We start from the raw sequence: 17,209 nt of genomic DNA, 5'->3' as shown, positions 1-17,209 counted from the left end.
GTTATTAAACCGTTTCAAAATATGTATCCGCATCTTCTGGATTGAATGGTTCATCGATCCAAAAAATGGTATATAAATCTTCAGTCCCAATATTTTTGATATTATGTGTATACCAAATCGGCATATCGACGTAAGCTGGTTCTGTTCCGTCCAAGTAAAAATCTAACACTTCATCCGTATCAATTTTTCTTAATTGAATCAAAGCTTCTCCTTTAATTACGGCAAATCTTTCAATTTTTCGTGTATGGTAATGATTTCCTCTTGTAATATCAGGAACCGTTGTAGAAAATGAACATTGTCCACCAATTCCCAAACGAATTACTTCTACAAAAGCACCTCTTGGATCTGTATGTTGTGTGAATTTAACAGGAAAATGTGTTTTGTAGTCTATGTACGAACGATAAGTATTGAACAAATTGTGTTCGAATTTATCTGTCAAAACTGGGATTTCGCCGCCATTAAAATATTTAGTTTTATAATCATTTAACAATGCTAAAACTTCTGAAACTTTTTTAGTTGAAGTTGGCTCAACAACTAATTCTGGTTGACTTTTTTCAGAACGAATTTCGTTAACAATCGTCATCACCAATTCTTGAACGTAAATCAGTTTTACTTCTCCATCGTTGGCAACGGTTGGTGTTTCCCCATGCGTCAATTGGTGACAAAACGTTGCGATAAATGAGTTGTAAAAAGGCTTCCCGAATGCTCCAAAAACATTAGGGATAATTAATCCTGTAACTTTTCCTCCTGCTTCATTAGCCCAATTAACAATCGCTTCACGACCTTCACGTTTTGATTTTCCATAAAGGTTATCACGCTCTTCTTGAGTTGAAGATGAAATTAAGACATGAGCTTTAGAATTTGTTCTTTTTAATGAATCTACCAATTGATTCGCCAAACCAACGTTGGTTTCGTAAATAAACTGTTCTGACTCATGACGATTCATTGCTGCTAAATGAACAATTACATCACACTTTGCTGTAAATTCATCTAATTTGGTTTCATCTTCAAAGAATTCCTTTTGAAAATATATTCTTTCAAATTCTTCTGGGAATAAACCTAAAGTATTGTATAAATGTTTTCCTACGAAACCATTTTGTCCTGTAATTCCTACTCTTTTCATAGTTAATTTTTAAAATAATCTAACGGAAAACGGTATTCATCTTGCACTTCTCCTATTGCGAAATCAGCCAAAACCAACAATTTATTGTTAGAATCTTTAGCTTGAATCGCTGTGATACATCCCGCAGGAACATGAAGATAAGTTAACGCTTCATCAGATAATTCATATGTATTTACGGTTAAATTTTTTGAAGGATTTTCGAAATCATCAACCTTAATGACTGAAATTTCGAATCGACCTTTCATAGCAGCAAACCAACGTTGCTCAACTTTATGCCCTTGCCAGCCTCGAATAAAATCTAAAGAATGATTCTCTATGGTGTAAATACGTTTGATTTCAGAAGCATCAAATTCATTATTAAATGTAATGATTCCTCTTTCGTCCTCATGTTTTTTACCTTCAAAAATCAGATCATTCATATCTCGATTTTTTACTTAGTAAGGATATTGCATTACATCTTCACCGAAAATCTCTTTACGGATTAATGGCAATTTTGAAATCAATTTCTTAAGACCTTCAATACCTTGTTGCTCTGTATTGTGAGAATGGTAATCTTCAATTTTAGAAACATCTTCTTCTCCTTCTGAGAAATATTTGGCATAATTAAGATCACGATTATCTGCAGGAACACGGTAGAAATCGCCCATATCTTCTGCTTTCATCATTTCTTCACGTGTACAAAGTGTTTCGTATAATTTTTCACCGTGACGTGTTCCAATTACCTTAACAGGAACTTCTTTACCTGTCATTTCGATTAAAGCTTGCGCTAAATCTCCAATGCTTCCTGCTGGTGCTTTGTTGACGAATAAATCTCCAGGATTTCCGTTTTCAAAGGCGAACAATACCAAATCTACAGCATCTTCCAATGACATGAAAAAACGCGACATATTAGGATCAGTAATTGTAATTGGTTCTCCTTTCTGAATTTGATTTAAAAACAACGGAATCACCGAACCGCGCGATGCCATAACGTTTCCATAACGTGTTAAACAAACCACAGTATCCGTAAGATTTCTTGCTTCTGCCACAGCGACTTTTTCCATCATCGCTTTAGAAATCCCCATGGCATTGATTGGATAAGCTGCCTTGTCCGTTGAAAGACAAATTACTTTTTGTACCTTGTTTGCCGCAGCAGCACGAATAACGTTTTGGGTACCTTCAACATTAGTTTTTACTGCTTGCATCGGGAAAAACTCACAAGATGGCACTTGCTTCAACGCTGCCGCATGGAAAATATAATCTACTCCACGTGTTGCAGGCTCTACGGAACTATAATCGCGAACATCGCCTATGTAGTATTTTATTTTTTCATTTTTATAAAGGTTACGCATGTCATCTTGCTTCTTCTCATCACGAGAAAAAATGCGAATTTCTTTAAAATGATCTGTCGCTAAAAAACGATTAAGAACAGCTGTCCCAAAAGAACCTGTTCCACCTGTTATTAGAAGTGTTTTATTTTTTATTTGCATTAGGTTATAATTAAAAATATGATAGATACAAAAATAATAATAAGAATTGTAATAAATATTAACAAAATATCTTTGTAAATATTATTATATATTTTTTTTTCAAATTTAATAGAATAATAAATACAAACAATCAAATAGAAAAAGTAAACGATAATTATAGAAATAGAAGCTCCTAAAATATTAAGATATCTAATCATAAAATAATTAACAATTATTGAAAACAATGATATTATTAGTGTAATTATTGATAATAATTTATTTTTCCTTAACGCAAAAAGAATGTTTGAATAATAATAATAAAATCCTAATAAATAAAATCCTATAAAATTTGAAGTAAATAAAAACAAATAATCATTTTGATTGAGATTGAATATTTTTAAATAATAAAAATCAATTTTTATAAAAATTAGAGTAGATATAAATAATAAAATTGAAAAAAGTGAATAGTAAGTATAAAACTTTAATCGATAACTACCCTCAACCCACTTATCATATTCTTTAATTAGATATTGAGGCATAATAATACCAATACCACTATTAAAAATCATCAAAATCATTGATAAATTAAAAACTTTACTAAATATACCTAACTGCTCTGCACTTAGTAAATTTTTAATAAAAAATCGCCCTGCTCCAGTTATTACCCACTGAGCTACACTATGAGGAATTAAAATAATAGAAAATAATATTGCTTCTTTTATCGGAAAATATGTTTCACCATTTTTTTTAATTAAAAAACTGAAAACAAAAAATATTAATACAACCCAAATAATCTGTAAATAAATATAATCAAACAGATTATGAGATGAAGTAAAATAAAAAAATATAATAAATATTAAAATTAATCCAAAAGTTTTAACTGTAGAAAAAGTAAAATATTGGATGTGTTTATCCATGCAACGTAAAGCATTGAGTTGCATATTATGTAATGCTTCTATACCTCCTAATATCAAACCTAACAAAATAAGACTCTTAGAAGATAACATACAGTACAAACACAACAACAGTAATACAACTCCAAAAATCCAATTAGAAGATTTATTTAATATATAGTTACCAAATTTATAATTAATAGCTCCTTCTCTACTTATTGATGTTGCAAGATTTAAACCTAATAAAGGACTAAAAAATTGAAATATTATCTGAATATAATTATAATTTCCAAAATCGCTTGTTGAAAAAATCATTAACAAGATTGGCATCAATATAAGAATTGCTCCTCTATTTAAACCTGTTGAAATACTATAAAGTAAAATTTGAGATTTAATACTATTAATTTTCATAAAATTTCTGAAATAATTTTTTATAAAAAACCTCTTTATCATTCTCATAAAATAATACATCAACTCCAGCCAATGAGTATTCTAAAGCAAGGGTTGAGTTATATCCCAAAACTAAATTGACTTTAGGAAAGAAATTCTTATCTTTTATTAGATTAAATTTTAAGTTCATTGACATATTATCATAATAATCAATTGGTTGATTAGGGTGAGGTTTTAAGTAAATATCTACTTCTAATGTATTTAATTTTTCAATGATTTCTTTTTCTAAATCTCCATAAATTGCATAATTTCCAATCATTAAAATAGAAAATTTATTAGTCTCTGTTAAATCTATTAGATCTATTGAAGTTGGTAATATATTTAGTTCATAATCACAATCAAGAATGAATTTATCAAAATAAAATTTCTGATCTGTATTGAATAAAAAAGCTTTTTTTACATTAGATATTTTTACTGGAGGATTCAAACTCCCATCTTCTATTCCGTGTTGTATTAAAATATTATTCTCATTTATATTATCAATTAATACAGCCCATCTATCACAATGATTGCCATACCATATTTTATTAGGGTTAATTTTTTTTAATGTAAACCAAACACATAACCATTCAAAACTTGTATATGTTTGTAGAATATGTTCTTGTTTTTTTATTCTATTTCGATAATTAAATGGTAAATAAATAGAATAAAAATATATTTTTATTATGTCTTTAAAGTTTAAAAAATCATATATAGTATAAGATTTTTCAACAAAAGCAGATTTATTCTTCTGTAAAGAAATGTAAGTGTTTGGAAGATTTACTTTGACATTTTTTAGTCTTGGTAATAACATTGGAGTAAGATCTAAAATAATATCATCTTCTTTAATAATTCTTGAATTCTTCTTAAAGATTACACTTATCAAACAACGCGTTTGATATAAAAAATTAAAAAACTCCCAAAATAAAAATAAAAATTTATAAAAGTATAAAAAACGTTTACCAAATCTTTTTAAATACTCAACACTTTTTTGAGGACGAATAAGCTCATATTTGTTTGAATCATCAAATTTTAGTTGATCTGATATTAATTTGTCAAGGTATATTTCATTCTCTAAACTTTTGTAATATAATTTTCTTGCTAAAGAGAAATTACTTTTTTTCATAATTTAATAATAAATACCATAGGATATAACTTGTAGGCCATAAATAAAAAATATTAATAGAGAATCCCGCTATTAATAATGATAAAACGAGACTTTTAATCTGTATGTTTTTACACGAAACATTAAATTTAAAAGCTTTTCATTAAAATAATTATATCTAAGAATATAATTATTAAAGTTTTAATCTTGTCATTTATCATTTAAATCTAAATATTAATCTCGTTAAAAATAAAAACAAAAAAGGAAAATATAAACCACCAAATCCTGAATAAAATATTGATACTAAGGGGATTATTAATAATAATATTAATACAAATAATTTTTCCATTGATATATTCATTTTACTTCTAACATATTTCTTTACAATAAAATAATAAATAATACTTATTAATACTGTTATTATATATCCAAAATTATAAACCATTTGAGCTGTATAGCCTCTAAATGCACCACCATCATAATTGTAAGCTTTTTCTATATTTTCATCAGCTTTCTTACCATCCCACTCTATAACTCCAAAAAAATCTAAAAATTGATATATTGGTCTAAATAAGTCTTGCCCATAAAGCAACTTATTTTCTTCATATTCTTCTAACTTAATAAACCCATTTGGAAAACTTTGTGATGCATAGTCAACAAAACTATATAAAATTGGATCTTTTATCATAGATTGTTTTGGTATTCTATCTCCATAATAATCCATTGCTGAAAATCTTATAATAGTAATTATTACAAAAATTACTACAACGATTATACTTGCTTTTTTAATAAACTTCCATATCCTATCTCGAATATTTTTGTTTAAAGTAAACTTAATTAATAAAAAATAACTAATAAATACTAATATATAGGTTAGCATTTGAGCTCTCGAATAAAATGCTAATCCAGATAGTAAGGAAGAAAAGGACAAAAATAGAGCCCATCTTGATTTTTTTTTATTATTATTCCCTAAATAATAGAAATAAAAAGGAATAGCTAAGTAACCTAAATTTTGTGTCACATATGCATATCTAAATATATTTCCAAAGCCAGGAATTAGATCATAAAGTTTTAAGTATGCACTTTCTGCTTTAAACTCAGAAATATTTGGTATAAAAGTATAGACAATTATTAAAATAAAACTATTTACTAATAAATTAATGATTAATAAAAAATACAAACATCTTTTTAAAAAAAGAAAGTATTTTTTTTCTTTTACATATACATGAGTAAATCTAATATTTTTCCATGGAGAAATTATTAAATATGTATTTAATGCTATAAATAATAAATTTAAAACAGAAGTAAAGGTTTCAATTAAATTACTATACCCTACAAAAAACTGTAGGAAAAATGATATTGATTGTAATAATATAAGAAAAATATAAGTACTTAAACCTCCTTTATAATAAATTAAAAAAATTATTAGCAATATTATTTGTAAAAAAACATCCATTATTCTATTAAATTCTATTAAATTCTATTAAATTCTATTAATCTCATATAAACAGCACTTTAAATACATATCAAAATATCTCTATTTAATGAAAGTTACGATTTATACAAGTTTTTATTTACATAATAAATAAAATATCAGGTTCAATACGAAGTTTATATGTATCAAACCTGATTTTTTTAATATTTTTTTATAAAAGATACTTAATTATTTTAGCAACCATCTACCAATTTTATCTTTCTCAAACAAATCGGTGTTGTACTGTTTTTCAATAACATCCCAAAATTCGTTTTCAGAATACCCCATGAAATCACAAAAATCTCTTACACATAATGGATCTAATGCATGATCGTGTTGTTCTACAAGTTTGAAAGCCTCATCTCTATCAAGAAGACCATATCTTACCATTCTTGCAGCATAATCTGTTGCTGAAGCATGTCCAAATTTAGGATATTTCATCCAAGAATGCACTAAGTAAGCTCTTGAGTCAATTTGATCAAAATCTTCAATATGATGTGTTCTTCTCCATTCGTGCGTTAAATCATGAAACCCTTTAGATTTAGCTACATTATAATTTTTGAAACTATTCCACTCAATAAAGTAACTTACATAGATAGGATCTAATTTATCTAAATCAGCAGCAACTGGAGGTTCAAAAAAGTTAAGATCTTTTGCAGACAATCCATTTGCTAATAGTTCTTCAGTAGGAATACCTGCACCAACTCCATTGCTAATTTGATCTTTTGCCGAATATGTTTCAACAGCTCCTTCACCTGCACCTCCATATTCGTAACCTACATTCTCACCATAAACTAACAATGGCGTATTAAACTTAACCGCCATATGCAATGGATAGGTATAGATGTAACGATCAACAAAATAAGTTGGCTTTCCATATTTCTCGAACGTATACTTCATTGCAACCTTTTGTGCTTTAATATTAGGTTTCATACTAATTATATCACAACCAAAAGCTTCTGATATATTTTTTAAGTTATGAATTCCAGCATCTGTCATTGGGAAATTATCCTCAACTGTTACAAGAAGGGGATTCATACCTAAGACTTCTTTAAACAAATAAACTTGAAAATGAGAATCTTTTCCTCCACTTACAGCAATCATACAATCATAGCCATTAGGACCATTACTTCCTCTGTATTTATCACACAAAGTTTTTAATTCTTCAAATCTTTTGTCGTAATCAACATTTTTTCTGTTTTCGTATGCTTGGCAAGCTGCACAAACTCCTTGTTCGTTAAACGTAATTCCAGGTCTTGTATCTGGCATTACACATTTAGTACAATAATTCATTTTTTTAAAATTTTATTAATATTGGTTATTAAATACTTGTCCAACCTCCATCTACCATCAAATTATGTCCTGTAATGAAGGATGCGTCATCTGATAATAAAAATGTGATTGCTGGTGCCATTTCTGTGGGATTTCCCAATCTTTTCATTGGCGATTTATCGCTGTATCTTTTTATAAAAGAAGGATTCTGATTTTTTTGATCTAAAACACCCCCAGGAGACATACAATTAACTCGAATATTATACTTCCCGAAATAAGAAGCTAAATATCGTGTAAAATTAACAATTCCGCCTTTTATAGCTGCATAGGCAGCAGGAGATGTTCCTCCATATTCTTCATATAACGTGAAATCGTTACCTACAACACCATAAATTGAAGCTATATTAACAATCGAGCCACTATTTTGGTGTTTCATTATCTCTAATACCTTCTGACAAATGTAAAAGACTGCATTCATCTGCATATCTACATTATTTTGCCACGATTCAAACGGAATATCTTCAAATTTATTACCCCAATCGGATGTTCTCGGATAAGCAAGGTTTACTAATCCGTCAATTCGACCATAGCGATTAAGAACTTCTTTTAGTAATCTATCGATTTCTTCAGTTTTAGTAACGTTATATGTCAGAAAAAGATCTGCATCGCTTTCAAATTCATTAATATCAACCGCAACAACCTTCGCTCCATTTGCAACCAAATGTTTCAAAGATTCTCTTCCTATCAAGCCTCCAGCACCTATTAAGATTACGATTTTATCCTTTAGTCCTGCATACATAATTCTAAAATTTTATTAGCTTCCGCAATGGTATTAAACTTTCCATTATTTCCTAAAACCTCATCAATGAAAAATTTCATTTGATTATAGTAAGTATCAACTATTCTTTGTTCTGATGAGAAAATTAGATTATTGTTTTTATAAATTTCATTTTTAAGCAAATTTACATAATAAGTATTATCCGAAGTCAAAATTTCAATACTTCGTTTACTATCTTTTCGATAATAATTTAAAACAATAGATGCTGCAAACGTATCATATTTCCATAAATAATTGGCATAATCGAAAGCAGAAATATCTAATGATGAATCATTTGAAAAATAGGATCTCGTTTGCTTGGGTTCTCCAAAAAGCCAGTATACATAATCTAATTCGTGTATTAAATCTATATGAACACCGCCGCCCATTTCTTTATTGGCACTATACACCTTTCGGAAATCCACGCCTGTTCTCCAATTAGGAAGATATGAACCACAATAAGCATTAACCTCATTAATTATTTTATTGGTAATCATATTTTTAAGTTCAGTTAGTGAATCTAAAAAACGGAGGTTGCAAGCAATATATGTTGGGATATTTTTTTGTTCAATCTCTAAAACTAAATCTTGGGAGTTCTTAGTAATCTCAGAAAACAACGGCTTTTCTATGAATAAAGGTTTAGAAAATTGAATCAAATCTTTAATAGTAGAAAAATGCTGCGCTGTAGGATTAGAAATAAGGATAAAATCTACTCCTTTAACATCAAAATCTTGCAAATCATAAATGTTATGAACTCCGTCAAATTCTTCACTATTTTTATTACTTCTCAACGCAAAAATAGACACGTTCGAATCTATTTGTCGTAAAGCTGCAATATGCTTTTGGGCAATAGATCCTAATCCTATAATGAGAACTTTCATTGATTAATAATTAAAATTAAAATCAAGTTTTTTATTTTCTAAAAGAAAGGACATGAACTCAAAATCTATTTGATGGTCAAGGTCAAAGCAAAGATGAGGAACTTCATATACCAAACTTCGATCTGTAACTACTGTCGCATGTTTCTCATCAAAAAAATCTTTCTTAAATATATAATATGATGCATTCATATCATATACTTTTGGTGCCGATTGTCGTGTTAAGAATTCTCCTTTTTTGCATAAACCTACAAATCCGTCTCCTTTCTCTTCCACCATATTGAAATATGGATTGCGATTTGCTGGACTTACAGAAAAAAGATTAAGCGCTTCTTCATTTTCAAATAAAAGCTTTATCGAATTTAAAAGATCCTCACTCGTTCTCAAAGGTGAAGTAACATCTAAATCTAGTACAAAATCGTATTGAATGCTGTTCTTAGCTTCTAAATATTTTTTTGCATCTATAATTGCATCTAATTTTCCTGCTGTATCATTTGCTAAAAAATCAGGTCTTGTATAACTCGTATCGATTGGTAAATCTAATGCATCAACTACATTTTTAATCTCTTGAGAATCTGTAGACAAAACAATATCTAAATCAAAATTAGTAGATAACTGGTTTGCCACTTCTATAGAATATGCGATTAATGGCTTACCATTAATAGGTTTTATATTTTTACCAGGAATACCTTTAGAGCCTCCTCTTGCACAAATCGTAACTAATCCTTTCATTATTTCTACAATTTTATATGTTTAATATCCTCCTGCGCCTTTTTGAAATCCTCATGTTTACCAACATCTAACCAATATCCATTAATTGGATATGTAACAAGCTTTAAGTTCATCTCTAAAATTCGTTCCATTAAATCTGTTATATCGAAAAATGTTTCTTGTGGAATCATCTTCAACAATTCCTTTTTAAGAATATAAATACCCGCATTTGAATAATAAGTATACCTTGGTTTTTCCTTTAAAGACCTAACCTCTACACCATCATTTACTTCTAATACAGCATAAGGAACATCTACATGATAAGAAGTTGCGGCAACAGCCATATCAGCTTCCGTTTCTTTATACATTTTGAAGAAATCTGCAAAATCAATATTGGTTAGTAAATCACTATTCATTACAATAATATCATCATTGTGAAAAGTATCTACTAACAAAATAGAGCCTATAGTTCCTAATGGTTTATCTTCCTTAACATATTTAATATCTATTTCCTTTTTACTTCCATCTCCGAAATAATCAACCAGCTGTTCCCCTAAATAATTTATACTAAGATTAATCGTTTTAACTCCAAAATTAATTAGTCGGTCAATATTATATTCAATAATTGGTTTATCACCAACTTTTAAAAGCGGCTTTGGTGTTGTTTCTGTTAATGGACGTAAACGTTTTCCTTCTCCACCTGCCATTAAAACTGCATCAGCTGGAATTAATGTTTTGCGAAGACTGAAGTCTAAAACGTCTACAATTTTTAAATCATCATTTACAATCGGAATAATTTTAAGCAAATTTTTACGGTACTTTTCGATCTTATTTAGATCAATATTTCTTTCATTTATAGAAATTGGTGAGGGTTGTACAAAATCTAAAATTTCGTTATCAAAACCTAAACCTTTTATAAATCCTCTACGTAAATCACCATCTGTAAGCGATCCTAATAATTTGTAATCTTTATCTACTACAAAAAGAATAGAAGATGGCGCAATTTCATCAAGTCTTATCAAAGCGTCTCTAACAGACTGATTAAAAAAAATGGTATGTTTTTGTACTAAATTCATTTGATATCGTAAAATGTTTTGTTGGTACTTTTTATTATATTTCTTTCTATTTCATTAAGAATGTTAACAGCGGTATTTTTCTGTTCATAAGGATTAACAACCGTTTGTACTTTTTCTTGAAATTCTACACTGATTAACTCTTCAAATCCTCTTTTTATTTCTGATTCAGAACAATCAACATTAATAATACTTTTTGCTTGAACGCGACCATCTTGTCTATTACCAATATTTAAAGTAGCGGTTTTTAAAGAAGGTGCTTCCAATATTCCACTTGAACTGTTACCAACAATTGCTGTACAGTTCTTAACAACAGATAAGAAACGTAATGTTCCTAATGAGGAATAAGCTTTTGCTTTAGTTGGATGGTCTAAAACATATTTATCAATCATTTCATTTATAATTCTTCCATCTGTATCAGCATTTGCTTTTGTAAAAATAAAAAAACTATCTTTTTGTAGATCAATAACATTTAGCAAGTTTTGAAATTGCTCTTGAGAAGATATATTTCCCAATGTTTCCGGATGAAATGTTACTTGATAATTAAATTTATTAAATTTAATATTTAAATCTTTTTCTAATTCTTCTTTAGTTAGAAGTTTTAAGTTATTTACATTATCTAAACCAATCGCTCCTACATTGAAAACCTTATCAGGTTGCTCACCTAATTGTATCACTCTATTTCGGTATTCTTTTGTTGAAGTAAAATGTAGACTACTCATTTTTGAAATAGCATGTCTAATTGCATCATCATAAGCTCCTGCTGTTAATTCACCTCCATGTAAATGAGCAATAGGTACTGTGAAAATTGTTGCAGCAGATGCAATAGCTAGCATTTCATATCGATCTCCTAAAATAACCAAAAGGTCTGGTTTTAATCTAGTGAAAACATCAGCCATGCCCATCATAGCTATTCCCATTGTTTTTACAATACTTGAAGAGGTGTCTGCAGACAATAGAATTTCTATTTTCTCATCGATTTTAAAGCCGTCACTTTCAATTTGTTTATAAGTTAACCCAAACTCTGGTGATAAATGCGCTCCTGTTGCTATAATTTGTAACTGTAAATTATCTGAATCTTTAATTAACCCCATTAAAGGTTTCAACAAACCATATTCAGCACGGGTTGCTGTAACTACACAAATTTTTCTCATAGTACAATTAAATCATCTGTTGAAAAATCTTGCTTTGCTTTTTTACCAATAACATCATCCCACTTCATCGGCGAAATTCCAGTTCCTGGTCTTTTTGCAGTTATATTATCTTCTGAGAAAATTTCGCCTTTTTTGATATCAATTTTTGCAATGATACTTTTTCTTGCAATATCCATGTTTTTACGCTCAGACTCGCTAGGTTCTTTGATTCCATTTCCAGAAATAGCTTCGTCAATGTTTCTAATAGCGTTAACCATTGCCTTTAGTTCAATTGGCTCTAAAGAAGCTGCATGATCTGGACCAGGCATTGTATTATCTAATGTAAAATGTTTTTCAATAATAGTGGCACCTAAAGCAACAGCAGCTATTGGTACTTCGATACCTAAAGTATGATCCGAATAACCAATCTCTACATCAAATTTCTTCTGAATTTCTAACATTGCCAAAAGATTTACATCTTTCATAGGAGTTGGATATTCTGTATTACAATGAAGGATATTGATTTTTTCTTTCTTTATACCTTCATTCAAAAAAACTGTCAATGCACCTTCAATATCTTGCATCGTACACATACCTGTTGATAAAATGACTTTATCAAATAATTGTGCTGCTTTTCTTAAATAAGGTAAATTGGTAATCTCTCCTGAAGGAATTTTCACTAAGTCTAATCCAATTTCTTTTAAATAATTTAAAGACTCTAAATCAAAAGCTGTAGAAAAGAAACGAATGCCTTTATCATTACAATAATCAATTAACTTTTGATGATCATCATGAGATAGTTCAAGCTTTTTTAACATATCGAATTGGCTATCATCATGATTCCCCGTGTTTTGAATTTGATAATCAGCTTTTTTAGCAGATTTAGAAACCAATTGATCAGCTTTAAAAGTTTGAAATTTTATATAATCTACACCTGCTTCGACTGCTGCATCGATTAATTTGAAAGCATTTTGTAAATCACCATTATGATTAACACCAGCTTCTGCGATTATTAGTGTTTTTTTCATTATTTTATTTTTTTTGCTGGATTACCTACCCAAATTTCTCCATCTGGTATATTCTTCAACACTACACTTCCTGCTCCAACTGTTACATTATTACCAATAATCACTCCTTGTTTTATTACACTATTTGCGCCTATGAATGTTTTCTCTCCAATCCTAACATTTCCTGCTAATACGGCTCCTGGTGCAATATGCGAAGCTTTTCCAATTATACATTCATGCTCTATAATAGCACCTGTATTTATAATACAAAAATCAGCTATTGTAGCTAAAGGATTAATGACAGCATTACTTGCTATAAATACTCCTTCTCCTATTTTAACAAAATCATTAATAACTGCAGTAGGATGAACTACAGTTAATATTGGTAAATTATTGGTTTTAATAAATTCAGCTACCTTATTACGTATAGTATTATCTCCAATACCTAATACAAAAGCATTAACATTATTCCAGTTGAATTTATCATCTGATTCATTACCCAAATAATCTAATTCATAAATATTATTATCGTTAATAAAACGATCACAGTAGGCATTGATTGTAATATTAGCCTTTTTACAGGCATCTAGTACTACGAAAGCGTGACCTGAGTAACCAATGATAGCAGTATTATTCATCAATTATCTTACTCCACTTGGTATATTCACAATTCTTTCTTCTAAATATGCTGCATTTACCTGCGCATCACGCTGACAATGTTCATACATAGGCAAACGATACATTAAATTCCAAATTGGACGTGTCATAATACCTTGATCATTTGTTTCTTTTAAGAATAATTCACGTTCAGCTTTATTTTCTAACTCTACACACATTAACCAATAATTTGCTTTTGTATCTTCTAATTCTTCACGAAAAACCACATCATGCGATTTAAAGAATTGTGCATATTCTCTAGCTAACTCTCTCTTGTTTTCAATAAATCCGTTTAATTGCTCTAATTGAGCACAAGCTAATGCAGCATTAAGATTAGGCATTCTGAAATTATACCCTAATTCATCATGAAAAAACTCATAAGGATGTGGCTTTTTTGCAGTCGTTGTTAAATATTTTGCATGAATACCTAAATCTACATTATTAGTTATTATAGCACCACCACCACCACAAGTAACAGTTTTATTCCCATTAAACGAAAAACCTCCTAATAAACCCAAAGTACCTGTATGTTTTCCTTTATAACTACTCCCTAGAGATTCAGCAGCATCTTCTACAACAGGTATTTGCCATTTTTCACATACCATTAATAATTCATCCATACGAACAGGAAAACCAAAAGTATGCATTGGCATAACTGCAGAAATCTTGCGACCAGTAGATTTATTATAACAACCATCTTCTCTAATATCTCCAAACTCTTCTAAGAAAACTTCGACAGCCTTTGGGGACAACCCCATTGTATCTAAATCAACATCTACAAAAACAGGATGAGCATGATTATAAGCAATAGCATTTGCTGTTGCTATGAACGTTAATGCTTGAGTAATAACCTCATCTCCGGCCTTAACTCCAGCTAACCTTAGAGATACTTGAAGTGATGATGTACCATTAACTACAGCTACCGCTTTTTGAGCACCTGTAATCTCTTGCATCATATTTTCAAACTGATCCACATAAGCACCTACTGAGGAAACAAAAGTGGAATCAATTGTATCATTTAAATATTTTTTTTCATTACCACGAAACCTTGGTTCATGTAATGGTATAAATTTATTTGTATTGTATTCGTTTCTTACAAAAGAAACCAAATCATTTACTACTTTCATGGATTACATTTTAGAGTCTAAGTACTTACCAGTTTCTTTATGTCCAAAATCTGGTATCATCATGTGAAATAGGTCTACTATTTCTTCTTTATTCCATTTCTTGGCATTTCTCATATCTAAAATTCTAGACTCAAAAGTATTTAGCTTTTCTTCTTCAAGAATTAAATTATTCTTAATTACGCCCAAATTTTCAAAACGATCCATATCAATCACTTCTTTATCTGTAAAGAACTCTTCAAAGTCTTTTTCGCCTGTTGTATCACTTTTTGTAAACAAACAAGGCCACTTACCTTCTTGAGGCAATGTATGAACTAAACCTCTTGCTTCCTCCTCAGATTCACATAGATATGGTTCGTAACCTATTTCGGCTAAATATTTAATTGCTATTTCAGCAAACGTAATTAAATGAAGGTTCTCGCTTAATTTAGGAAAAAAGATATCTCTATTTTCTCCAAAAACACAAGACATTAAGCACAGTTCTCCTGATTCCTTTGGAACGACAAAGTATCTTTTGATATCGTTTGGAGCTACGATAGGTTGTTTTTTTTCAATTCTTTTATTAAAACCATGCAATAATGAACCGTCTGAAAATGCAACGTTAGCAAAACGCGCCGTTGAAATTGTAATCTCTTGGCTTTTACGCATCAAAAACATTTCCATAATACGTTTTGAAGCACCCATCATATTCACAGGATTCGCAGCTTTATCAGTAGAAACGCAGAAATATTTTTTTACACCTTTTTCAATGGACTGTTGGATCGTTTTATCTGTATTAAAAACATTTACATCAATCATTCTCATTAAAGTAAAAGGATCTTTTTCGCTTCGAACGTGTTTTAATGCAGATAAATTCAAAACATAATCATAATCTCCATCTGCTTCCCAAAATGCATCGTATTCAACAGAGCCAATATCCAAAGCAAAAGTTTGGAAATCTCCATTAATATATCCATAAGAGCTGCGGATATCACGAACAAGCTCAACCATGTTATTTTCACTGATATCTACAACGTGAAGTTTCTGAGGATTTCTTTTAAAAATCTCTTTTGTAGTAGCTGAACCGATAGAGCCAGCTCCACCTATAACTAAAAATTTAGACGACGAAACTATTTCTCCTAATTCATCTTCAAATTGTTTTATGTCATTCGTAAAAAGTTCCTGCTTTCTACCAATTAAATTCAATATATTCATATTATTTGCAAATCTTTATTAAATACTCACCATAGCCACTTTTACGTAATGGTTCCGCTATTTTTTGTAATTGTTCTTTGTTGATATAGCCCATTCGGTAGGCTACCTCTTCAATCACACCAATTTTCATTCCCTGACGCTCTTCGATCACTTGAACAAATTGTCCAGCTTGCATCAACGAATTGATTGTTCCTGTATCTAACCATGCTGTACCGCGATTGAAAACACCAACTTTCAATTTACCTCTTTTTAGGTATTCAGCATTAATGTCCGTAATTTCTAATTCTCCTCGTGGAGATGGTTTAATTTTTTTTGCAATCTCCACAACATCATTATCATAGAAATACAAGCCCGGAACTGCATAATTTGATTTAGGTTCAGTAGGTTTTTCTTCAATTGAAACCACTTCGTTATTCTCATTAAACTCAACTACACCATAACGTTCTGGATCAGAAACTTGGTAAGCAAAAACCACTCCTCCATCAGGATTCGCAGAATCTTGTAATAATTTTGACATTCCTGAAGCGTAGAAAATATTATCTCCTAAAATTAAAGCTACTTTATCATCACCGATAAACTCTTCTCCTAAAATAAAAGCTTGTGCTAAACCATCTGGACTTGGTTGTTCTTTATAAGAAAATTTACATCCTATTTGTGATCCATTACCTAATAATTTTTCAAAATGTGGTAAATCATGAGGAGTAGAAATAATTAAAATTTCATTAATCCCTGCCAACATCAATGTTGATAATGGATAATAGATCATTGGTTTATCATATACTGGCATTAACTGTTTACTAACTGCTAATGTCAAAGGATGAAGTCTTGTACCTGACCCTCCAGCTAAAATTATTCCTTTCAATTTATAGTA

Annotated in this window: 17 protein-coding genes; all 17 read right to left on the bottom strand. The window is 29.8% G+C overall.

The window, feature by feature from the left end; genetic code table 11:
- Positions 1–4: 4 nt before the first annotated feature.
- On the bottom strand, positions 5–1,123 hold the full coding sequence (locus QHG34_RS09640) for a polysaccharide biosynthesis C-terminal domain-containing protein (RefSeq protein WP_282629969.1): 1,119 nt from the start codon (positions 1,121–1,123) through the stop codon (positions 5–7).
- 2 nt (positions 1,124–1,125) lie between these two features.
- Positions 1,126–1,542, bottom strand: coding sequence for a WxcM-like domain-containing protein (locus QHG34_RS09635; protein WP_282629968.1), 417 nt, complete (start codon positions 1,540–1,542; stop codon positions 1,126–1,128).
- A 15-nt stretch (positions 1,543–1,557) separates the two neighbouring features.
- Positions 1,558–2,592, bottom strand: coding sequence for a polysaccharide biosynthesis protein (locus tag QHG34_RS09630; RefSeq protein WP_282629967.1), 1,035 nt, complete (start codon positions 2,590–2,592; stop codon positions 1,558–1,560).
- A complete protein-coding gene (locus tag QHG34_RS09625; RefSeq protein ID WP_282629965.1) occupies positions 2,592–3,875 on the bottom strand; it encodes a lipopolysaccharide biosynthesis protein in 1,284 nt (427 codons plus the stop codon). Before QHG34_RS09625 ends, QHG34_RS09630 begins: the two co-directional genes overlap by 1 nt.
- Positions 3,865–5,019: a hypothetical protein gene (locus QHG34_RS09620; protein WP_282629964.1), complete on the bottom strand. Its 1,155-nt coding sequence runs from the start codon at positions 5,017–5,019 to the stop codon at positions 3,865–3,867. Before QHG34_RS09620 ends, QHG34_RS09625 begins: the two co-directional genes overlap by 11 nt.
- Positions 5,020–5,215: 196 nt before the next feature.
- The gene (locus tag QHG34_RS09615) at positions 5,216–6,454 is read right to left on the bottom strand and encodes an O-antigen polymerase (RefSeq protein WP_282629962.1); all 1,239 of its coding nucleotides are present in this window, start codon (positions 6,452–6,454) and stop codon (positions 5,216–5,218) included.
- 207 nt (positions 6,455–6,661) lie between these two features.
- Positions 6,662–7,765 carry an N-acetyl sugar amidotransferase gene (locus tag QHG34_RS09610; protein ID WP_282629961.1) on the bottom strand — a complete coding sequence of 368 codons (1,104 nt, stop codon included), beginning with the start codon at positions 7,763–7,765 and terminating at the stop codon, positions 6,662–6,664.
- A gap of 28 nt (positions 7,766–7,793) precedes the next feature.
- Positions 7,794–8,543 carry an SDR family oxidoreductase gene (locus QHG34_RS09605; RefSeq protein WP_282629960.1) on the bottom strand — a complete coding sequence of 250 codons (750 nt, stop codon included), beginning with the start codon at positions 8,541–8,543 and terminating at the stop codon, positions 7,794–7,796.
- On the bottom strand, positions 8,528–9,442 hold the full coding sequence (locus QHG34_RS09600) for a Gfo/Idh/MocA family protein (RefSeq protein WP_282629959.1): 915 nt from the start codon (positions 9,440–9,442) through the stop codon (positions 8,528–8,530). The genes QHG34_RS09605 and QHG34_RS09600 overlap by 16 nt, the downstream gene beginning before the upstream one ends.
- Before the next feature lie 3 nt (positions 9,443–9,445).
- The gene (locus tag QHG34_RS09595; RefSeq protein WP_282629958.1) at positions 9,446–10,171 is read right to left on the bottom strand and encodes an acylneuraminate cytidylyltransferase family protein; all 726 of its coding nucleotides are present in this window, start codon (positions 10,169–10,171) and stop codon (positions 9,446–9,448) included.
- Between the two features lie 5 nt (positions 10,172–10,176).
- Entirely contained in the window at positions 10,177–11,226 is a 1,050-nt protein-coding gene (locus tag QHG34_RS09590) for a nucleotidyltransferase family protein (protein WP_282629956.1), read from the bottom strand.
- Entirely contained in the window at positions 11,223–12,377 is a 1,155-nt protein-coding gene (gene neuC, locus QHG34_RS09585) for a UDP-N-acetylglucosamine 2-epimerase (RefSeq protein ID WP_282629955.1), read from the bottom strand. The genes QHG34_RS09590 and neuC overlap by 4 nt, the downstream gene beginning before the upstream one ends.
- Positions 12,374–13,384, bottom strand: a complete 1,011-nt coding sequence (neuB, locus tag QHG34_RS09580) for an N-acetylneuraminate synthase (RefSeq protein WP_282629954.1) — start codon at positions 13,382–13,384, stop codon at positions 12,374–12,376. The genes neuC and neuB overlap by 4 nt, the downstream gene beginning before the upstream one ends.
- The gene (locus tag QHG34_RS09575) at positions 13,384–14,001 is read right to left on the bottom strand and encodes an acetyltransferase (RefSeq protein ID WP_282629953.1); all 618 of its coding nucleotides are present in this window, start codon (positions 13,999–14,001) and stop codon (positions 13,384–13,386) included. The genes neuB and QHG34_RS09575 overlap by 1 nt, the downstream gene beginning before the upstream one ends.
- Before the next feature lie 3 nt (positions 14,002–14,004).
- A complete protein-coding gene (locus QHG34_RS09570; protein ID WP_282629952.1) occupies positions 14,005–15,147 on the bottom strand; it encodes a LegC family aminotransferase in 1,143 nt (380 codons plus the stop codon).
- Between the two features lie 3 nt (positions 15,148–15,150).
- The gene (locus QHG34_RS09565; RefSeq protein ID WP_282629951.1) at positions 15,151–16,338 is read right to left on the bottom strand and encodes a UDP-N-acetylglucosamine 4,6-dehydratase; all 1,188 of its coding nucleotides are present in this window, start codon (positions 16,336–16,338) and stop codon (positions 15,151–15,153) included.
- Position 16,339: 1 nt separating this feature from the next.
- Entirely contained in the window at positions 16,340–17,200 is an 861-nt protein-coding gene (rfbA, locus tag QHG34_RS09560) for a glucose-1-phosphate thymidylyltransferase RfbA (RefSeq protein WP_282629950.1), read from the bottom strand.
- Positions 17,201–17,209 lie beyond the last annotated feature (9 nt).

Origin of the sequence: Empedobacter sedimenti (assembly GCF_030005555.1) — a bacterium.
GTDB classification, from domain to species: Bacteria; Bacteroidota; Bacteroidia; order Flavobacteriales; family Weeksellaceae; genus Empedobacter; species Empedobacter sedimenti.
The sequence above is the reverse complement of the archived record's forward strand: the minus strand, read 5'-3'. Positions and strand labels throughout refer to the sequence as shown.